The following is a 19,680-nucleotide window of genomic DNA, read 5'->3' on the forward strand; positions in this document are numbered from 1 at the left end:
TGGGTCGCCGGGTAGGCTCGCGGGCGGTGCTGCCAGGGGGTCACGTCGTGCGGTTCGCGATCCTGGGGCCGTTGCGGGTCGAACGCGACGGCGTCCCGGTGGAGATCGGCGGGCGTCGGCAGCGGGACCTGCTGGCGCTGTTGTCGGTGCGCCCCAACCGCTTCCTGTCCGCCGACTGGCTGGCCGACGCCCTGTGGGACGGCCGCCCGCCCGCGAGCGCCGCCGTGACGCTGCGGACCCACGTCGCCGGCCTGCGGCGCGCCCTGGAACCCGGCCGCGGCCACCGGGCTCCCGCCGAGCTGCTGCGCGGCGGGAACGGCGGGTACGAGCTGACCGTGCCGCCGGACGCGGTGGACGCCGTCCGCTTCACCACCCTCGCCGACGACGCCGCCGCGGCCCTGGCTTCCGGCGACAGCCCGCTGGCCGAGCACCGCTACCGCGAGGCGCTGGCGCTGTGGCGCGGTGACGTGGCGGTCGCCGGCCTGGAGGCCGTGCGCGCCGACGCGGCCCGGTTGACCGAGGCGCGGCTGGCCGCCGCCGAGGGGTGGTTCACCGCGTCCGTGGACGTGGGGCGGCACCACGAGGTGCTGCCCGAGCTGCGGCGGTTCGTGACCGAGCACCCGGAGCGCGAGCGCGCACGTGGCCGCCTCATGCTCGCCCTCTACCGCACCGGGCGGCAGGCGGAGGCGCTGGCGGTCTACGACGAAGGCCGGCGCGTGCTGGCCGAGGAGTACGGGGTCTCGCCGACCGAGGCGTTGCGCGACCTGCACCGACGCATCCTGGTCCACGACGTCCCGGGGGCCGGCGGGGCGCGGGGGGCCGGAATTGTCGTACCCCTGGAGGAGAATGGGAACAGGGGTCCCCTGGGCGAGGACCCCTGCGGAGCACGCCCTGCGGTGGTGGCGGGACGGGACGGGCGCGAGGTAGTCGGCGGTCCTGGCGTCGGCGGCGGTCCTGGCGGCGGAGTCGCCCGGGGTGTCGGGATCGACCGGGGTGTCGGGATCGACCGGATCGTGGGCCGCCAACGGGAACTCGCCCTGCTCGACGGGTTGTTGGTCGCCGCGAGGCACGCGGGAGGGCGGTTCGCCGTCGTGGTCGGCGAGGCCGGGATCGGGAAGACCAGCCTGGCCCGGGTCGTCGGCGCACGTGCCGCGGCGAGCGGGACCCCGGTGGTGTGGGCGCGGTGCCCCGACATCGGGCAGACCCCGCCGTTCTGGTTGTGGACGCAGGTGGTGCGCGCCCTGTCGCCGGGTGCGGTGGAGCCCGCGCTGGCCGGTTTCACCGGGCTGTTCGCCGGCCACACCGACCGCGGTGGCCGGACCGACCACACCGGGCACACCGACCGCCTGGACCCGACCGCGCGCTTCCGCGCCTACGACGCCGTCGCCGCGCTCGTCCGCACCGCCGCCGAACCCGCCGGCCTCGTGCTGGTCCTGGACGACCTGCACGCCGCCGACCCCGACTCGCTGCTGCTCCTGCGCTACCTCGCGCCCGCCCTGCACACCTCGCGGGCGCTCGTGGTCGTGACGCTGCGCCCGTACGAGCACGACCCGGACCTGGTCGCCGCGCTCGCCGACATCGCCCGCTCCCCCGGCCACCGCCGCCTGCACCCCGCCGGGCTCGACGCGGACGCCGTGGCCGACCTGGTGCGCGAGCACACCGGCACGACCCCGTCGGCCGACGTCGTGGACCGGCTCGTCACCCGCACCGGCGGCAACCCGTTCTTCCTCACCGAACTGCTGACCTCGCCGGACGACCCGCCGCCGGGCATCCGCGACACCGTCCGCCGCCGCCTGCACGCGCTCGACGACGCCACGCGGGACTGCCTGGACCTGCTCAGCGTCGCGGGCCGGGACCTGGACGTCGCCGTCGTGGGCACGCCCTCGCCCGCCGCCGACCACCTGATCACCGAGACCGCGCCCCGCGTCGTCGGGTTCCGGCACCCGCTGTTCGCCGAGGCGACGTACGCGGACCTGTCCCCGACCCGGCGCGCGACCCTGCACGCCCGCCTGGCCGACACGGGCCGTGACGTGCTCACCCCGGCCGAGCTGGCCCACCACTACGGGCGCGCGGGGAACCGCCGGGCCGACCACCTGCACTGGACGCTGGAAGCCGCCGAGGACGCCACCCGCCGCCTCGCCTTCGAGGACGCGCTGACCCACCTGGACCGGGCCGCGACCCTGCTCACCGACCCGGCCGACGAGCTGGCGGTGCACCTGCGCCGCGCGTCCCTGCTGCACATCACCGTCGGCATCGGCAGCGACGCGGTGGCGGACGCCGCCGCCGACGCCCACCGCCTGCTGAACCGGCTGAGCCCGTCCGGGACCCCCGCCGCGGACCTGGGCACCGCCCTGTGGACGTTGGGCGAACTGGCCTGCAACCGCGCCGACTTCCCGCTCGCCACCGACCTCGCCGAACGGCTGCTCGCAACCGGGAGCGGTGCCCCCACCACGACCGCCGCCCACTACCTGCTGGGGGTGGCCGCCTACTTCACCGGTCGGCTCGCCGACGCCGACGACCACCTCACCACCGCCCTCGACCACCTCGACGAACGCCTCCTGCGCGGGCAGACCGGGCGCACGCCGACCCTGGCGGTCCACGAGTTCCGGGCCCTCGTGCGGTCGCTGCGCGGTCTGGACGCCCGGCCGGACCTGGCGGCCGCGCGGGCCTTGGCCGAACGCACCGACGACCCGTACGGCCGCGCCAACGCGGAGCTGTTCGCCGGCTGGAACGCCCTCCAGGAGCACGACGCGGCCGCGGCCGGGCGCGCGGCCCGGGCGTGCCGCCGCATCGGCGCCGAGGGGCACATGGCGCACTTCGTCACGACCGGCGACTTCTACGCCGAGTGGGCGGCCGTGCTGGAGGGCGACGCGTCCAGGCTGGCCGCCATGCGCGCCGCCGCCGACGGCATCTACCGGCTGGGCCTGCGCGCGACGCGCACGATCACGACCGCCGCCGTCGCCGTCGCCCACCTCGCAGCCGGTCGCCCGGAGGAGGCCGCCGCGCTCGCCGACGAGGGCCTGGCGTCGGCCGGCGCGGTCGGCGAGCGGGTGCTCGTCGCCGAGCTGCACCGCATCCGCGGCCTGGCCAGGGGCGACGCGCACGAGCTGGCCACCGGTCGTGCGACCGCCGAGGCGCAGGGCGCCCACCTGCTGCTGGCCCGCTTCCGCTGAACCGCCCCGCGACCTCCACAGGCGTCTCCACACAATCTCCACAGCCCTCCGCTGCGATGACGCCGGAACCACATTCCCGGAGGGGGACCCATGTACGACGTCGTGGTCATCGGTTGCGGACCGGTCGGCGCGCTCACCGCGAACCTGCTGGGCGCGCGGGGCGTGCGCACGCTGGTCGTCGAGCGCAGCACCGAACCGCACGGACAGCCCCGCGCCTTCTCCTGCGACGACGAGGCGCTGCGCATCTACCAGCAGGCGGGCCTGCGCGCCGAGGTCGCCGAGGGAACGTACCCGCCGAGCCGCGCCGAGTACGTCAACGCGCGGGGCCGGGTGTTCGCCGAGATCGCGCTGGACGAGGTCGACTTCGGCCTCGGCGCGGAGCCGCTGCACTTCTTCGACCAGCCGGCGCTGGAGGCGGTGCTGAGGCGCGGCCTCGACCGGTTCCCGCACGTCACCCTGCGCACCGGCACCGAGCTGGTCGGCCTGCGGCAGCAGGACGACCGGGTCGTCACGACCCTGCGCCACGGCGGCCGGGACACCGAGGTCGAGGCGAGGTACGTGCTGGGCGCGGACGGCGCGCGCAGCACCACCCGGACGGCGGCGGGCATCGCGCTCACCGGCTCGTCCGCCGCCGAACCGTGGCTCGCCGTGTCGGGCGACGTGGAGCCGGGCGCCACGAGGGTCGCGACGACCCGGTTCGTGTGCGACTGGCGGCGGCCCGCGTTCGTGTCGCCGGGGGCGGGCGGCACGCACCGGCTGGAGTTCATGCTCCGCGACGGCGAGGACCCGAAGGCGATGACCGACCCGGCGACCGTCCGGGAGCTGGTCGCCCCGTACGTGGACCCGGACCGGTTCACGGTGACCCGCGCCGTCGTCTACACGTTCCACACGCTGGTCGCGGACCGGTGGCGGGCCGGCCGGGTGTTCCTGCTCGGCGACGCCGCGCACCAGATGCCGCCGTTCCTGGGGCAGGGCCTGTGCAGCGGGCTGCGGGACGCGGCGAACCTGACGTGGCGGATCGCGCAGGTGCTGCGCGGTGACGCCGACGACGCGCTGCTCGACGGCTACGAGGCCGAGCGCCGCCCGCACACCGAGGAGATGACGCGCACCAGCGTGCGGCTGGGCCGCGTGTTCCTGGTGCGCGACCGGTTCGCCGCCGCGCTCAGGGACGCGGTGCTGCGGGCGGTGCAGGCGGTGCCGCGGGTGCGGCGGGCGGTCCGGCACTTCGAGTTCAAGCCGCGGCCGGTGCTGCCCGGCCACCGGGCCCCGGTCGGCACGATGTTCCCGCAGCCCGACGTGGCCGTCGGCGGCACGCGCGTGCCGCTGGACGACGTGCTGGGCGCGGAGTTCGCCGTGGTCGGCCCCGGTGTGGACGCGGCCACCGCGCTGGGGTGGCGCGGGCCGGTGGCCCGGTTCGTGCGCGTGGTGCCGCCCGGTTCCGCCGCGCAGGGCGACATCACGACCGTGGAGGACGTGGACGGCGCGCTCACCGCGTGGTTCGCACGGCACGGCACGGACGTCGTGGTGCTGCGCCCGGACCGGTTCGTGCACGCCACCACCGTCGCGACCCGGACGACCGCGACGGGCCGGGGCTACGGCGTGTCCTCGGCCCAGGTGTAGTCCGGTGGCCGGTAGTCGGCGAAGCGGTCGAGCAGGCGCTCCACGTCGGTGTCCACCAGCAGCATGTCCCGGTGGGGTGGCCGGAGGAAGCCCTCCGCGACCATGTGGTCGACCACGGCCGGCAGCGGGTCGAAGAAGCCGGCCACGTTGAGCAGGCCCACCGGTTTGGCGTGCACCTCCAGCTGCGCCCACGTCCACGCCTCGAACAGCTCGTCCAGCGTGCCGGCGCCGCCGGGCAGGGCGAGGATCGCGTCCGCCAGGCCGGTCATCATCGCCTTGCGCTCGTGCAGGCCGTCCACGACGTGCGGCTCGGTCAGCCCCTCGTGCGCCACCTCCCAGTCCGGCAGCGCCCGGGGGCAGCACGCCGACCACGCGCCCGCCGACCACGCGCCCGCCGACCGCGAGGGCGCCGTCGGCGAGCGCGCCCATCGTGCAGACGCGGGCGGGGGTCACCCGTCCTCGTGCCCGTGGAGCTCCCCGGGGTCGGTGAGGTCGTCCACCCCGATCACCTCCTCGTCCCGGAACACGACCATGACGCCCAGCTCGTCCAGGCCGGGCGCGGCGACGTCGGCGAAGCGGGTCAGCCAGTCCCGGCCGGGGTGGAAGGTGGACCCGGGGTCGGCGACCCCGTCCGGGGAGAACCCGGGACGATCGCGGAAGGCGTCCTCGACGGCGGCGCGGGCGGTGGCCTCGAGGCGGTCGCGGTCGGTCGGCACGCCCGCGACGAACGGCAGGTCCAGGTCGTCGGCCGTGGCGGGCGCCTCGACGATGACGCTGATCGGCGTCTCCCCGTCCACGGTGCCCCAGCAGGACAGCCCGGCGGGCACGTGGTCGACGACCGGCGGCAGGTCCCCGACGCCCGGGATCGTGATCGTCATGGGCCACGACCCTGGGGCCGACCGGGCAACTCCCGGAACGGCGGTCCGGCGGGGGCACCGGCGCCGCCGTTAACGGCACCGGCCGGAACGGGCGCCTCGGTCGCCGAGAACCGGTCCGCCACGCCCTTGACGGAGCGGCCCGGGTGAAGTTCCCTCGAATGGGAGAGCGCTCTCCCAGCCGCCGTCCCCTCCTCCCCCTGCCTGGAGTCGCCATGTCCGCTGCGCCCGCCCGGCACCGTCGCCGGGCCGTGCCCCTGCTCGCCGTCCTGCTCGCCCTGGTCTCCGGTCAGCTCGCCGTCCCCCGGGCCGACGCCCAGGCGGGCGTCCTGCTGTCCCAGGGCAGACCGACCACCGCGTCCTCCACCGAGGGCGACGGCACCCCCGCGTCCGCCGCCACCGACGGCAGCACCGCGACCCGCTGGTCCAGCGCGTTCAGCGACCCGCAGTGGCTCCGGGTGGACCTCGGTTCGACCGCCGTGCTCGACCGCGTGGTGCTGAACTGGGAGGCCGCGCACGCGACCGCGTTCCAGGTGCAGACCTCCGCCGACGGCGCCGCGTGGACCACCGTGCACACCACCTCGAACGGCTCCGGTGGCACGCAGGACCTCGCGGTCGGCGGGTCCGGCCGGTACGTGCGGGTGCTCGGCACGGCCCGCGCCACCGACTACGGCTACTCGCTGTGGGAGTTCCAGGTCTACGGCACCACCTCGGACGGCCCACCGCCCGCCGGCACCCCGATCTCGCAGTACAAGCAGGTCGCCGCCTCCACCTGGGAGGGCGGCAACGCGCCCGCCGCCGCCCTGGACGGCCGCGCGAACACCCGATGGTCCAGCCAGTTCGCCGACAACCAGTGGCTGCGCGTCGACTTCGGCGGCGTCGCCACGATCAACCAGGTCGTGCTGAACTGGGAGGGCGCCTACGCGCGCGGCTACCGCCTGGAGACCTCGAACGACGCGACGACGTGGACGCAGGTCTACGCCACCACGACGAGCGCGGGCGGCGTCGAGCGCCTGAACGTCTCCGGCACGGGTCGCCACCTGCGCCTGTTCGCCACCGCCCGCGCCACCGGGTACGGCGTGTCGCTGTGGGAGTTCCAGGTGTTCGGCACGGTCGACGTCTCCGAGAGCACGCCGCCGCTGCTGTCGCCGCCGACCCGCGCGCCCGCCGGGACGGGCCGGTTCGCGCTGACGGCACCGGCCGACAACGCCATGGTGACGACGACCCGCCGTCCCGCGTTCTCCTGGGCGGCCGTGCCCGGCGCGGTCCGCTACCAGGTGTGGCTCAACCTCAGCCGCACCGACTACGACTTCACCGCCTCCGGCAACCTGATCGACCTCTACACCAAGGTCGCCGAGCCCACCGGCACCGGCTACACCCCGACGTGGGACGTCGCCGACCGCTGGACGTACAAGTGGTTCGTCGTGGCGGTCGACGGCTCCGGCGCCACGACCGCGTCGAACATCCGCACCTTCAGCCTGTACCGGCCGACGCTGACCACCGTCGACGACGGCGTGCGCACCGTCAACGGCAGTCGCGACCTCAACCGGAACGGGACGGTCGAGCCGTACGAGGACTGGCGGCAGCCCGTGGAGACGCGGGTGAACGACCTCCTCGGTCGCATGACGACCGAGGAGAAGGCGTACCAGATGTTCTACAACGCCCAGGCGTTCCCGCGCGCGGGCTGGCACTTCGGGCCGGCCGAGGCGCGGGACCTGCACGCCGTGCTGCTCGGCTCGTCCGGCACGCGGCTGGGCATCCCGGCGGTGTCGGCGGGCGACACCATCGCCGGGTACAAGACGACGTACCCGCTGCAGAGCGCCCTGGCGGCGGCCCGCAACTACCCGCTGGACTACAAGCTGGGCGACATGCAGCGCCGCGAGCAACTGGAGGTGGGCACGCGCGGCGTCCTCGGGCCGCTGGCCGAGGTCGGCACGAAGGTGCTCTACCCGCGCATCCAGGAGGGCAACGGCGAGAGCGCCGACGTCGCTTCGGCGCAGGTGCGCGCCCTGGTGGCGGGGTTGCAGGGCGGGCCGGAGCTGAACCCGGCGTCCGTGCTGGCGACCGTGAAGCACTGGCCCGGCGAGGGCGCGGGCGGTGAGGCGCTGATCGTGTTCGACAACGTGACGATCAAGTACCACACCGCGCCGTTCCGGGCGGCGATGGAGGCGGGCGCGGTCAACATCATGCCGGGGTACGCGGGCAGCTCGCTGCTCGACCCGGGCGGCCCGGGCGCCGGCGACAGCGCCAAGATCCTGGCCTACCTGAGGCAGAACCTGGGCTACACGGGCCTGATCACCACCGACTGGCTGCCGTCGGGCAACTGGGTCGGCGCGGCCAACGCCGGGTCGGACGTGATGGGCGGCGCGGACCCCGGCGCGCCCGGCTACTCGATGGCGCAGTTCACCGCGGGCGTGCCGGTGGCCCGCATCGACGACGCGGTGCGCCGCGTGCTGCGGTTGAAGTTCAAGCTCGGCATCTTCGAGAACCCGTACGGCGACCCGGTGAACGGCCCGTACCGGTTCCACAAGCCCGAGTACGCGGCCCTGGCCAACCAGGCGTCGCGGGAGGCGATGACCCTGCTGAAGAACAACGGCACCCTGCCTGTTCGGCTCAACGCCGGCGACGACGTGGTCGTGGCGGGCGCACGGGCCGACGACCCGGCGTCGTGCTGCATCTGGACCAGCTTCTTCCACGCGGAGTACGGGTCGCAGACCATGCTGGAGGCCATCCGCGCCAGAGCGGCGCGGGCTGGCGTGAACGTCCACGAGGACACCCACCCGTCCCCCGAGCTCGCGATCGTCGCCGTGGGCGAGCCGTCGTACACGCACGCGACGAGCTGGGTGAAGGAGCAGCCGTACCTGCCGGCGGACCAGCTCGCCCTGATCCAGGACTTCAAGCGGCGCGGCATCCCGGTCGTGGTGGCCCTGGTGCTGCCCCGGCCGTACGTGATCACCGAGTGGCACGACCTGGCCGACGCGATCGTCGTCACCTACCGGGGCGGCGAGGAGATGGGGCCGGCCCTGGCCTCGCTGCTGTTCGGCGACTACGCACCGCGCGGCACACTCCCGTGGCAGCTGCCCCGCGCCCTGTCCGACGTGCTGCGCCCCGGTGGGACGGACACGCCGGCGGACGCGGTGGAGCACTGGGACGTCCCGTTCGACCTGGGCGCGACGGCCGCCCAGAGGGCCGACATCCGCGCCCGCATCGACGCGGGCCAACCGGTGCCGACCACCTACGGCAACCCGCTCTACCCGTTCGGTGCCGGCCTGACCCGTTGGTGAACTCCCCGGCCCGGGTCACTCGCGTGAGTGGCCCGGGCATCATCCGGCTCCTCCCGGGTACACCACGCGTTCGAACCGGACGATCCCCGGAGGAGACCCGTGGAGCGCGAGAGCACGCAGCACAGCCCCAAGCTCGACGACCAGCTCAAGCACGAGCTGGAGGGTGAACTGAGGTCGGGCACGCCGACGAGGGCCGAGGAGTGGCGCGACCCGGAGATGCCCGACCACGAGGAGGCCGACGAGCTCGGGCTGACCGGCGAGCGGCGGAGCGAGCCGCCCGCCTGACCCGTCGGTTCACCCGCCCAGGCGGGCGATCCGCGCCCGCAGGCCCTCTTCCAGCTCGCGCAGCTCGCGGGCGGGCGGGCCGAGCCCGGTGAGGGACAGCCGGTGGCGTTCGAGGCGGTCGCTGCGGTAGCGCGGGAAGGCGAGCTTCAGCGCCGTGTCGAGCATGGTGAGGTGGTAGCGCAGGAGTTCCACCGACCGGTCACCGGAGCCCACCAGGTCTGCGGCCCAGCCGGAGAGGCGGCTGTACTGGCCCGCGACCACCCGGCCGTGGCGGGCCACCTCGCACGGGGTCTCGCCGGGCTGCGCGCACCCGAGGATGACCTCGTCCGCCCCGTCCTGGAGCGCCACGGCCGCCGCGACGACCTCCAGGAGCGCCGACAGGCGCACCTGTTCGGCGGTCGCCGGGTCGAGCCGCACGCTCGCCGGTGAACGTCGGTGTCCGTTGCGCGAACAGAAGCGCACGTCCTGACGGTACCCGGCGCCCGGGCCGCGCGGAACTCCGCCATCCGGTCCCTCGGCGCACGGGCCGGCCCCCGCCGTCGCACCGGGGCACCGCGCGACGAAGGGCGTCTCACCCGTACCGGTGTGACGCCCCCGTCGCGCGCGGCTCGACCGCGCGGTTCAGCTCCGCGTGTAGGTCAGGCAGTTCGCGTCGTGGCCGCCCTCGCCCGGGCCCACGCGCACGCCGCCCGGCGCGGTGCACTCCAGCTCGCGGTTGTACGCGCAGTCGGCGCGCGAGCAGGCGCCGACCTGGGCGACGACCTTCGGCAGACCGCCCTTGCGGGCCAGCGGGATGAACGTGCCGCAGTCCGCGGCGCCGTTCTCACCGCTGACGGTGATCGCGAAGGCGTGGCAGCCGTCGTGGTTGTACGAACAGCCGGTGACGGTGCACTCGCTGACGGCGGGCATTTCTGTGGTGGTCATGTCCGCTTCCTCCAGACAACAGTTCTCGGCGTTGACGAACGTTGCCACCGGCTACCCGACCGCGCAACGCGAAAACATGTAGGAAAGCCTAACCTAAAAACAGAACCACAGGTCAGGACACGTGCGAAATGGGCGCGATTCGGGAGATCAAGCCATTGGGTGAAATCGTCGCACATCCCGCGCGACCCGGCCGACCTGCCGCTCCCCCGCTTTTCACCCGCGCGACCCGACGGGGGTGCGCGTTTCCCCGCGTCACGGGGTGACCGCGATGTTGGTCAGGCCCACCACCGCCCGGGTCACCGAGTTGGACGCGTGCACGACGTTGGGCCGGCCCGCGCACTTCGAGGTCGACGTGATCCGGATGGCGTACTGCCCCACCCCGCCCAGGTCGGAGCGGTTCCCCCGCCACACGTTGCCGCAGCCGTTCTGGAACGGCGGCGTCGCGACCGGGTTGTGCGTCTCGTAGCCGTTGGCGAACGTGCCCGGCGCGGTGAAGGTGCCCGTGTTGTCCTCGACCAGGTAGCCGATGCCCTTGACGTCCACCCACGAGTCGGCGGAGTTCCGGCCGGAGATGCCGACGCCGTCGAAGGTGTTGCCGCTGACCACCCCGTCGAACGTGCCCTCCTTGACGTCGACCGGCTCGGCGGTGACGCCGGGACCGACGCGGTTGCCCAGCACCCGCACGCGGTCGCTGCGGTCGACGCCGCCGGTGTTGCCGTGGCAGTCCCAGTTGGAACCCGCCGACCCGATGTAGACGCCTTCGCCGTACCCCGGCTGCACCAGGCCGGTGTGGGTGATCGTGGAGCCGCGCAGCACGCTGTCGGACGACGAGCGCCGGAAGTGCACCCCCTCCTCGTCCACCCGGGTCACCGTGACGCCGTCGACGGTGGTGTGGGGGGAGTCGTCCACGACGATGCCCTTCTTCGACTCCCGCACGGTGAACCCGACCAGGTTCCAGTGCGGCGCGCCGTGCAGCCACAGGCCGTAGCCGGGGTCCCAGCCGGGGGTGGGCGCGGGGCATCCCGGTCCGCTGCCGGACGGGCCGTCGTTGACCAGCACGGCGCCCGCGCCGGCCAGCGTGATCGGGGCGGCCTCCGTGCCGGGGCGCGTGGCGGTGAACGAGCCCCGGTAGGTGCCCGGCGCCATGCGGATGGTCTGGCCCGGCGACGCCGCCGCCAGCGCGGCCCGCAACTGCGCGGCGGTCGACACGTCCACCGCCGCGCCGGCGGGGGCGGTGGTCGCGGTGACGGCGGCGCTCGCCGGGGAGGTGTTGCCCGCCGCGTCCCGCGCCCGCACGGTGAAGGTGTGCGCGGTGGCGGGCAGCAGACCGCCCACCACCGCGGACGCGTCGCCGGTCGTGGCGACCACCGCGCCGCCGGAGAGCACCTGGTAGTCGGTGACGCCGACGTCGTCGGTCGACGCGGTCCAGGCCAGGGACACCGAGCCGGCCGTCACCGCCGTGGCGCGCGGGCCGGTCGGCGCGGTGGGCGGGGACGTGTCGGGCTCGGGCACGTCGTCGCACGGCGCGCCGTCGACCGTGCAGCCGGTGGGCGTGCCCAGGCCGGTGATGTCGAACCCGAACCCCGCCGTGCCGCCGGGTGCGACGCGCCCGTTGAACGCGGCGTTGGCGAACCGGTGGCGCCGCCCGTCGCGGGTGAGCACGGCGTTCCAGGCGTTGCCGACGGTCGAGCCGGGCGGCAGGTCGAACTCCACGACCCAGCCGGTGGTCCCCGCGTCCCCGGTGTTCGTGAGCGTGAACCGCCCGCCGTAGCCGGTGCTCCACACCGATTCCCGCGCGAACCGCGCGGTGAGCGCCGCGGCGGAGGCCGTGGCCGGTGCGACGGCGGGCGCGGCGGTGAGCAGGCAGGACACGATGATGACCAGGACCGCGGGACGTCTTCTCATGCCGGGTGCACCCCTTCGGGACCGAGGGCCGTGGAGGGTCGCGGCTCACCCCGTGGACCTGCTCTTCATAGTGGCCGCCCGCCGGCCGGTCAACGGACCCGGCGGACGGCGGCGACCGGTGACGTACTTTTATCATGACTTGAATCAAGCCCTTCAGTAAGGTCTGGTCCGGCTGCCGCCCGTAGTGAAGGGACGTGTCGATGAAGCCACACGCACCTCGGTGACGTCGTCCCCGGCGCCCCCCACTGCGCGAGCACGACCCCGTCGTAGCACCGGGACCCCTGATCGCGTCCGCCCCCGCGCGGACCGCCGCCTCCGCACGGCAGGACGCGACCCGTCGCCCTCGCGGGCTCACCACCGCACCGCCTCCCCGCGCCCGTCGCGCCGTCGCGCCGGGGTGCCGGGGCGCCGGGGTGCCGGGGCGACGGCGGCACGAGCGACGCCGCGGGCAAGCCCCTCCGAAAGGGAACGTCCATGCAGTCATCGGCAACACCCCGGCGCACCACCAGGTGGAGTGCCGCGGTCCTCACCCTGGCGGCCGTGGCGACGAGCCGTCGCCGTCGCCGTCGCCACCGCGCCGGCGGCCCGGGCGGCGCTGCCGGCCGGGTTCAAGAGCGTCGGCTACCTGCCGTCCTGGGCCGGCAGCGTCGACTCCATCCAGTACGGCAAGCTCACGCACGTCAACTACTCGTTCGCCCTGCCCAACGGCAACGGCACGCTCCAGGCGATCCCGGACACCGGCAAGCTCACCTCGCTGGTGAACCGGGCCCACGCCAACGGCGTCAAGGTCTCCCTGGCCATCGGCGGCTGGAACGACGGCGACGACTCGGCGTTCGAGGCCCTCGCCGGCAACGCCACCAGCCGCGCCACGTTCGTCGACAGCGTCGTCGGCCAGTACAACCTCGACGGCGTCGACATCGACTGGGAGTACCCGGACCCGGGCGCCTCCGCCGACAACTTCACCGCCCTCATGAGGCAGCTCGGCACCGCCATGCGCAGCCGCGGCAAGCTCCTCACCGCCGCCGTCGTCTCCGGCGGCGGCACCGCCGAGGGCGTGCGGACCGCCGTGTTCGACCACGTCGACTGGCTCAACATCATGGCCTACGACGGCGGCTCCCCGCACGCCGACTACGACTGGTCCATCGCCGCCGCGAACCACTGGAAGGGCCGCGGCCTGCCCGCCTCCAAGACCGTGCTGGGCGTGCCGTTCCACAGCCGCCCGAACTACTACACCTACGCGCAGCTCGTGGCCGTGGACCCGGCCAACGCGAACCGCGACTGCACCACCGTCGGCGGCGTGCAGCAGTGCTACAACGGCCTGCCCACGATCCGCCGCAGGACCCGGTGGGCGGTCGCCAACGCGGGCGGCATCACGAACTGGGAGCTGTCGCAGGACACCACCGGCAGCACCTCCCTGCTCAGCGCCATCTTCGAGGCGGCGGGCGGCGCCAACCCGCCGGTCGACCGCACCGGCGCCGGCACCGCCAACGGCACCCCGGTGCAGCTGTGGGACTGCAACGGCACCGGCGCCCAGGAGTGGCGGGCCCAGGCCGACGGCACCCTGCGCAACCCGGCGCTGCCTCGACGCCACCGGTGCCGGTTCGGCGGACGGCACCCGCCTCCAGGTCTGGGACTGCTTCGCCGGCGCCAACCAGGTCTGGCGCCTGCCCGCCTGATCCGCCCCTCGCGGCCCGCGTCCCTCCCGAAGGGGTGCGGGCCGTGCCCGGTTGCCGGCGCGCACCGGACCCGGAAGGGTTGTCCCATGAAGGACGAACGGGACGGCGTGGCGCTGACCAACCTCGACCAGCCCCTCTTCGACGGCACCGACGCGACCAAGGGCGACCTCGTCGACTACCTCGACGCCGTGCGCGACCGGATCATCCTGGTGCTGGCCGGGCGGCCCCTGACCGTCGTGCGGGTGCGCCCCGGGCAGGAGCCGTTCACCCAGAAGAACCTGCCCAAGTACACGCCGGACTGGGTGCCGACCACCACGCTGTGGGCGGAGACGTCCAAGCGGGAGATCCGCTACGCGGTGTGCGACGACCGCCGCACCCTGCTCTGGTTCGCCAACCAGCGCGCCGTCGAGTACCACGTCACGCTCGGCCCGGCGGGCGCGTTCGACCGGCCCACCCACCTCGTGCTCGACCTCGACCCGCCCGCGGGCGCGGGCTTCGACGCCGTGGTCGCCGCCGCGGACCTCGTGCGCCGCGCGCTGGCCGACGACGGGCTCACCGGCGTGGTCAAGACCAGCGGCTCCAAGGGCGTGCACGTCTTCGTCCCGGTCGACGGCACGGACGACGACGTGGCCGCCGCGACCCGCGCCCTGGCGGCCCGCGCGGAACGGCTCGACCCCGCCATCGCCACCACCGCGTTCATCAAGGACGACCGGCACGGCAAGGTGTTCCTCGACTCGACCCGCGCGTACGGGGCGACCGTGGCCGCCGCCTACAGCCCGCGCATCCGGTCGGGCGCGACCGTGTCGTTCCCGGTCGCGTGGGACGACCTGGCCTCCGTGACGCCCGCCGACTTCACCGTGCGGACGGCGCCGGCCCTGCTCGGCGACGCGGACCCGTGGCACGAGTGGATGCCCGCGCCGCAGCGGCTGCCCGACGACCTCGTGGCGGAGGGGCACACCATCCCCGTCGCCCGCGTGCAGGCCATGCACGAGGGCAAGCGCCGCGCCCGCGCGCAGCGCGCGCGGTAGGCGGCCGGCACAGCGCCCGTGCGGCCGAACGCGCCACGACGAAAGTCGCTACCGCACCGGTCCCCCAGCACCCACGCTTCACCGTGGCGATCCCTACACCCTGCGGAGGAAGCCATGTCCCTGAAGCGGACGATCCCGCTCGCGAGCACCCTGCTGCTCGCCGCGGCCCTGCTGAGCCCACCCGCGGCGACGGCGGGGACCCCGGCCGCCGCCCTCGCCGTGCCGGACATCTCCCTGGCGAACGTCCAGGCCCACCTCGGCGACCTCCAGACCATCGCCACGAACAACGGCGGCAACCGGGCGCACGGGCGGCCGGGTTACCTGGCGTCGGTCAACCACCTCCGCGCCAAGCTCGACGCGGCCGGCTACACCACGTCCGTGCAGCAGTTCACCAGCAGCGGCGCGACCGGGTACAACCTGATCGCCGACTGGCCGGGCGGCGACCCGGACGACGTGCTCATGCTCGGCGGCCACCTGGACAGCGTCAGCGCCGGACCGGGCATCAACGACAACGGCACCGGTTCGGCCGGCCTGCTGGAGGTCGCGCTGACCGTGTCGCGGCAGGCCCTCGCGCCGCGGAAGCACATCCGGTTCGGCTGGTGGGGCGCGGAGGAGCTGGGCCTGGTCGGCTCGACCTACTACGTGAACCAGTTGCCGACCGCCGAGAAGTCCCGGATCAAGGCGTACCTGAACTTCGACATGATCGGGTCGCCGAACCCGGGGTACTTCGTCTACAGCGCCTCCGGTCAACCCGCCGGGTCGCTGGCGCTCCAGCAGACGCTCCAGGCGGCGTTCACCGTGCCGACCGAGCTGACCTCCGTCGGCGGGCGGTCCGACCACGCGGCGTTCGCGCGGGCGGGCATCCCGGTCGGCGGGCTGTTCACCGGCGCCGAGGTCGTCAAGACCGCGGCGCAGGCGCAGAAGTGGGGCGGTTCGTCGGGCGTCGCGTTCGACCGCTGCTACCACCGCTCGTGCGACACGCTGACCAACGTCGACGCCACCGCGCTGGACCGCAACAGCGACGCCATCGCGTACGCGCTGTGGACGCTGGCCGGGACCGGCGGCGGCACCCCCGGGCCGCGGTTCGAGAACGCGACCGACTTCGCGATCCCGGACCTGGGCACGGTCGAGAGCCCGATCGCGGTGTCCGGCGTGACGGGCAACGCGCCGTCCGCGCTGGCGGTCGGCGTGGACATCACCCACACCTACCGGGGCGACCTGGTGATCGACCTGGTCGCCCCGGACGGCACGGCGTTCCGGGTGAAGAACTCCAGCGGCGACAGCGGTGACGGCCTCGTCACCACCTACACCGTCGACGCCTCGGGCGAGGTCGCGAACGGCACGTGGAAGCTGCGCGTGCGGGACGCGGCGTCGGCGGACGTCGGCCGGGTCAACGGCTGGTCGCTCCAGTTCTGACGGTCGGGTGCGGTCACCGGGCCGGTCAGACCTCGACCGTCCCGGTGATCGCCCGCCGCACGGCGCCGCCGATCCACAGGGTGTCGCCGTCCTTCGAGACGCGGATGCGCGCGGCCCGCCCCAGGACCGTGCCCTGGGCGGCCACGTAGCTCGGCGGCGCCACGCCCTCGTCCAGGAGCCAGTGCGCCAGGCCGGCGTTGAGGCTGCCGGTGGCCGGGTCCTCGGGCCCGGCGCCTCCGCCGGGCAGGAGGGCGCGGACCTCGAAGTCGGCGTCCGCGCCGGCCGGGTGGGGGCCGACGAGGCCGATGTCCAGGCCCGCCAGATCGACAGGGTCGGCGGTCACGTCGAGCACCCGGGCGGCGTCGGCGAGCCGGACGCCGATCCACTGCGGGCCGTTGACCAGCCACGAGCAGCCCAGGACCTCGGCCCGGTCCAGGCCGAGCCCGGCGGCGACCCGGGCGACCAGCGGTTCCTCGACCGGTTCGTACCGGGTCAGCGGCGGCGCGGCGAACGCCAGGTCGTCGCCGTCCACGCGGACCGGCACCAGACCGGCCGCGCACTGCTGGAAGACCACGCCGGGCGCGGCGGAGTTGCCGCCCGCGGCCAGCCACGCGTACGCCGAGCCGAGCGTGGGGTGCCCGGCGAACGGCAGCTCGCCGCCCGTGGTGAAGATCCGCACGCGGTAGTCCGCGCCGGGATCGGTGGGTGCGAGCAGGAACGTCGTCTCGGACAGGTTCGTCCACGCCGCGAAGCGGCGCATGGCCTCGTCGGAGAGGTCGTCCGCCCCGTGGACGACCGCGAGCGGGTTGCCCGCGTACGCGGCGGAGCCGAAGACGTCGACCTGGTGGAACGGGTGCGTGCCCATGCCTCGTCACGGTACTCCTTATGCAACTTGTTGCACTGCACTCCGTTGCACGTTACGGTGCGGCGCATGGCGTTGGAGCACGCGATCCTGGTCTCGCTCGACGAGCGCTCCGGCTCGGGCTACGAGCTGGCGCGCCGCTTCGACCGGTCGATCGGCTTCTTCTGGGCCGCCACCCACCAGCAGATCTACCGCACGCTCAAGCGCATGGTGGAACTCGGCTGGGTGTCGGTGGACGAGGTCGCCCAGGACGGCAGACCGGACAAGAAGGTCTACGACATCACCGCGGCGGGCCACGAGGAGCTGCGCCGGTGGGTGGCGGAGCCGAGCGAGCCCGAGACGTTCCGGCACGACCTGTCGGTGAAGGTGCGCGGGGCGTCGCTGGGCGACGCGGCCGTGCTCGCCGACGAGGTGGCGCGGCACCGCGACCTGCACGGGGAACGGCTCGACGCGTACCGCGCCATCGAGAAGAAGGACTTCCCCGACCCGTCCGCCCTGTCCGGGCGGCAGCTGCACCAGTACCTGGTCCTGCGCGGCGGCGTGCGGGCCGAGCAGGCGCTGGTCGAGTGGTGCGACGAGGTGCTCGCCGCCCTGCGCCAGGACGAATCCCGAGAGGACCGGCGATGACCGAGTACCCGACCCTGCTGTCGCCGCTCGACCTGGGCTTCACGACGCTGCCCAACCGCGTCCTCATGGGCTCCATGCACACCGGCAACGAGGACCGCGCCAAGGACTTCGACGCCCTCGCCGCCTACTTCGCCGAACGGGCGCGCGGCGGCGTCGGGCTGATCGTCACCGGCGGCTTCGCGCCGAACCGGGTGGGCTCGCTCTACCCGTTCGCCTCCAAGCTCACCACGCGAGGCGAGGCGCGGAACCACCGCGCGATCACCCAGGCCGTGCACGAGAACGGCGGGAAGATCGCCCTCCAGCTGCTGCACGCGGGCCGCTACGCCTACCACCCGTTCAGCGTGTCCGCGTCGGCGATCAGGGCGCCGATCTCGAAGTTCCGGCCCCGCGCGCTGGGCGACCGGGGCGTGCGGGGGCAGGTCGACGCGTTCGCCCGCGCCACCGCCCTGGCCCGCGAGGCCGGGTACGACGGCATCGAGGTCATGGGCTCCGAGGGCTACTTCATCAACCAGTTCCTCGCGCCCCGCACCAACCGGCGCACCGACCGCTGGGGCGGCACGCCGGAGAACCGCCGCCGCCTCGCCGTCGAGGTCGTGCGCCGCTGCCGCGAGGCCGCCGGGCCCGATTTCGTCATCGTCTACCGGCTGTCGGTGCTCGACCTGGTCGAGGACGGGCAGACCTGGGACGAGGTGGTCGCGCTCGGGCAGGAGGTCGAGGCGGCGGGCGCGACGATCATCAACACCGGCATCGGCTGGCACGAGGCCCGCGTGCCCACCATCGTCACCTCCGTGCCGCGCGCCGCGTTCACCGGCGTCACCGCGCGCCTGAAGCCGCTCGTCGGCATCCCCGTCGTCACCTCGAACCGGATCAACATGCCGCAGGTCGCCGAGGAGGTCCTGGCGCGCGGCGACGCCGACCTGGTGTCGATGGCACGGCCGTTCCTCGCCGACCCGGACTGGGTGCGCAAGGCCGCCGAGGGCCGCGCGGACGAGATCAACACGTGCATCGCGTGCAACCAGGCGTGCCTGGACCACACCTTCTCGCTGAAGAAGGCCACCTGCCTGGTCAACCCGCGCGCCGGCAACGAGACCACGCTGGTGCTGCGACCGACCCGGCGGGTGAAGCGGGTCGCGGTGGTCGGCGCGGGACCGGCGGGGCTGGCCGCGGCCACGTCGCTGGCCGAGCGCGGGCACGCGGTGGAGCTGTTCGAGGCCGACGACGACATCGGCGGCCAGTTCGCCATCGCCCGGCGCATCCCCGGCAAGGAGGAGTTCGCCGAGACGATCCGCTACTACCGGCGGCGCGTCGAGCTGACCGGGGTGAAGCCGCACCTCGGCCGGCGCGCCTCGGCCGACGACCTGACCGGCTTCGACGAGGTCGTCGTCGCCACCGGTGTCGTGCCGCGCGTCCCGGCGATCCCCGGCGTCGAGCGCGCCCTGTCCTACGTGGACGTCGTGCGGCACGGCGCCGAGGTCGGCCCCCGGGTCGCGGTGATCGGCGCCGGCGGCATCGGCGTCGACGTGTGCGAGTTCCTGACCCACACCCCGGCGGACCTGGCCGGCTGGCGCGCCGAGTGGGGCGTCGCCGACCCCGCCGAGCACCGGGGCGGCGTCACCGCGCCCGCGCCCGCCCCACCCGCCCGGCAGGTGTACCTGTTGCAGCGCAAGACCTCCCGCATCGGCAAGGACCTGGGCAGGACGACCGGCTGGGTGCACCGCGCGGCGCTGCGGGCCAAGGGCGTGGAGGAGCTGACCGGGGTCCACTACGAGCGCATCGACGACGAGGGCCTGCACATCGCGTTCGGCCCGGAGCGGCGGGACCCGCGCGTGCTCGCGGTGGACGCCGTCGTGCTCTGCGCGGGCCAGGAGCCGGTGCGCGACCTCGTCGACGACCTGGCGGCGCGCGGCGTCGTCACCCACGTCATCGGCGGCGCGGACGTCGCCGCCGAACTGGACGCCAAGCGCGCCATCGACCAGGGCACGCGCCTGGCCGCCACCATCTGAGA

14 protein-coding genes and 1 pseudogene are annotated in these 19,680 nt (G+C 74.5%); 9 read left to right on the plus strand and 6 right to left on the minus strand.

The annotated features are described in order from the left end of the window. The first annotated feature begins 26 nt into the window (after positions 1 to 26). Entirely contained in the window at positions 27 to 3,173 is a 3,147-nt protein-coding gene (locus tag CKY47_RS33485; protein ID WP_306750368.1) for an ATP-binding protein, read from the plus strand. Between the two features lie 90 nt (positions 3,174 to 3,263). Beyond that, positions 3,264 to 4,793 carry a bifunctional 3-(3-hydroxy-phenyl)propionate/3-hydroxycinnamic acid hydroxylase MhpA gene (gene mhpA / locus CKY47_RS33490; RefSeq protein ID WP_306750369.1) on the plus strand — a complete coding sequence of 510 codons (1,530 nt, stop codon included), beginning with the start codon at positions 3,264 to 3,266 and terminating at the stop codon, positions 4,791 to 4,793. Here the strand turns inward: mhpA and CKY47_RS33495 are convergent. Both CKY47_RS33495 and CKY47_RS33500 read right to left on the minus strand, forming a co-directional pair. After that, on the minus strand, positions 4,766 to 5,125 hold the full coding sequence (locus CKY47_RS33495) for an LOG family protein (protein ID WP_306750370.1): 360 nt from the start codon (positions 5,123 to 5,125) through the stop codon (positions 4,766 to 4,768). The genes mhpA and CKY47_RS33495 overlap by 28 nt on opposite strands. 117 nt (positions 5,126 to 5,242) lie before the next feature. Beyond that, positions 5,243 to 5,671 carry a hypothetical protein gene (locus CKY47_RS33500; protein WP_306750371.1) on the minus strand — a complete coding sequence of 143 codons (429 nt, stop codon included), beginning with the start codon at positions 5,669 to 5,671 and terminating at the stop codon, positions 5,243 to 5,245. Positions 5,672 to 5,883: 212 nt separating this feature from the next. Between CKY47_RS33500 and CKY47_RS33505 the strand changes: the two genes are divergently transcribed. Both CKY47_RS33505 and CKY47_RS33510 read left to right on the plus strand, forming a co-directional pair. Next, the gene (locus CKY47_RS33505) at positions 5,884 to 8,952 is read left to right on the plus strand and encodes a discoidin domain-containing protein (RefSeq protein ID WP_306750372.1); all 3,069 of its coding nucleotides are present in this window, start codon (positions 5,884 to 5,886) and stop codon (positions 8,950 to 8,952) included. A 99-nt stretch (positions 8,953 to 9,051) separates the two neighbouring features. Further along, the gene (locus tag CKY47_RS33510) at positions 9,052 to 9,237 is read left to right on the plus strand and encodes a hypothetical protein (RefSeq protein ID WP_306750373.1); all 186 of its coding nucleotides are present in this window, start codon (positions 9,052 to 9,054) and stop codon (positions 9,235 to 9,237) included. A gap of 9 nt (positions 9,238 to 9,246) precedes the next feature. Here CKY47_RS33510 and CKY47_RS33515 read toward each other — a convergent pair whose 3' ends face one another. The 3 genes from CKY47_RS33515 to CKY47_RS33525 all read right to left on the minus strand — a co-directional run bounded on the left by CKY47_RS33515 (position 9,247) and on the right by CKY47_RS33525 (position 12,066). Next, positions 9,247 to 9,699, minus strand: coding sequence for a hypothetical protein (locus CKY47_RS33515; RefSeq protein ID WP_306750374.1), 453 nt, complete (start codon positions 9,697 to 9,699; stop codon positions 9,247 to 9,249). A 159-nt stretch (positions 9,700 to 9,858) separates the two neighbouring features. Then, positions 9,859 to 10,161, minus strand: coding sequence for a DUF1540 domain-containing protein (locus tag CKY47_RS33520; protein ID WP_306750375.1), 303 nt, complete (start codon positions 10,159 to 10,161; stop codon positions 9,859 to 9,861). Between the two features lie 252 nt (positions 10,162 to 10,413). Then, positions 10,414 to 12,066, minus strand: coding sequence for a cellulose binding domain-containing protein (locus CKY47_RS33525; protein ID WP_306750376.1), 1,653 nt, complete (start codon positions 12,064 to 12,066; stop codon positions 10,414 to 10,416). Between the two features lie 514 nt (positions 12,067 to 12,580). Here CKY47_RS33525 and CKY47_RS33530 point away from each other — a divergent pair. The 3 genes and pseudogenes from CKY47_RS33530 to CKY47_RS33540 all read left to right on the plus strand — a co-directional run. Beyond that, positions 12,581 to 13,279, plus strand: a pseudogene (locus CKY47_RS33530) (glycoside hydrolase family 18 protein); the annotation flags it as partial. A 549-nt stretch (positions 13,280 to 13,828) separates the two neighbouring features. Next, complete coding sequence (locus CKY47_RS33535; protein ID WP_306750418.1) at positions 13,829 to 14,770, plus strand: DNA polymerase domain-containing protein; 942 nt, start codon at positions 13,829 to 13,831, stop codon at positions 14,768 to 14,770. A 114-nt stretch (positions 14,771 to 14,884) separates the two neighbouring features. Further along, on the plus strand, positions 14,885 to 16,186 hold the full coding sequence (locus tag CKY47_RS33540) for a M28 family peptidase (RefSeq protein ID WP_306750377.1): 1,302 nt from the start codon (positions 14,885 to 14,887) through the stop codon (positions 16,184 to 16,186). 25 nt (positions 16,187 to 16,211) lie between these two features. On the opposite strand, the gene CKY47_RS33545 is transcribed toward CKY47_RS33540, so the two are convergent. After that, the gene (locus CKY47_RS33545) at positions 16,212 to 17,051 is read right to left on the minus strand and encodes a PhzF family phenazine biosynthesis protein (protein WP_306750378.1); all 840 of its coding nucleotides are present in this window, start codon (positions 17,049 to 17,051) and stop codon (positions 16,212 to 16,214) included. 66 nt (positions 17,052 to 17,117) lie between these two features. On the opposite strand from CKY47_RS33545, the gene CKY47_RS33550 reads away from it, so the two are divergent. Both CKY47_RS33550 and CKY47_RS33555 read left to right on the plus strand, forming a co-directional pair. Continuing rightward, positions 17,118 to 17,675, plus strand: a complete 558-nt coding sequence (locus CKY47_RS33550) for a PadR family transcriptional regulator (protein ID WP_306750379.1) — start codon at positions 17,118 to 17,120, stop codon at positions 17,673 to 17,675. After that, complete coding sequence (locus CKY47_RS33555) at positions 17,672 to 19,678, plus strand: NADPH-dependent 2,4-dienoyl-CoA reductase (protein ID WP_306750380.1); 2,007 nt, start codon at positions 17,672 to 17,674, stop codon at positions 19,676 to 19,678. The genes CKY47_RS33550 and CKY47_RS33555 overlap by 4 nt, the downstream gene beginning before the upstream one ends. Positions 19,679 to 19,680 lie beyond the last annotated feature (2 nt).

This window comes from Saccharothrix longispora (assembly GCF_030852425.1).
Classification (GTDB): domain Bacteria; phylum Actinomycetota; class Actinomycetes; order Mycobacteriales; family Pseudonocardiaceae; genus Actinosynnema; species Actinosynnema longispora.

Bases quoted from the DNA above. Each gene is read 5' to 3' on its own strand.
- mhpA (WP_306750369.1), top strand. From the start codon at position 3,264: ATGTACGACGTCGTGGTCATCGGTTGCGGACCGGTCGGCGCGCTCACC.
- CKY47_RS33500 (WP_306750371.1), bottom strand. From the start codon at position 5,671: ATGACGATCACGATCCCGGGCGTCGGGGACCTGCCGCCGGTCGTCGAC.
- CKY47_RS33505 (WP_306750372.1), top strand. From the start codon at position 5,884: ATGTCCGCTGCGCCCGCCCGGCACCGTCGCCGGGCCGTGCCCCTGCTC.
- CKY47_RS33520 (WP_306750375.1), bottom strand. From the start codon at position 10,161: ATGACCACCACAGAAATGCCCGCCGTCAGCGAGTGCACCGTCACCGGC.
- CKY47_RS33525 (WP_306750376.1), bottom strand. From the start codon at position 12,066: ATGAGAAGACGTCCCGCGGTCCTGGTCATCATCGTGTCCTGCCTGCTC.
- CKY47_RS33535 (WP_306750418.1), top strand. From the start codon at position 13,829: ATGAAGGACGAACGGGACGGCGTGGCGCTGACCAACCTCGACCAGCCC.
- CKY47_RS33540 (WP_306750377.1), top strand. From the start codon at position 14,885: ATGTCCCTGAAGCGGACGATCCCGCTCGCGAGCACCCTGCTGCTCGCC.
- CKY47_RS33545 (WP_306750378.1), bottom strand. From the start codon at position 17,051: ATGGGCACGCACCCGTTCCACCAGGTCGACGTCTTCGGCTCCGCCGCG.
- CKY47_RS33550 (WP_306750379.1), top strand. From the start codon at position 17,118: ATGGCGTTGGAGCACGCGATCCTGGTCTCGCTCGACGAGCGCTCCGGC.
- CKY47_RS33555 (WP_306750380.1), top strand. From the start codon at position 17,672: ATGACCGAGTACCCGACCCTGCTGTCGCCGCTCGACCTGGGCTTCACG.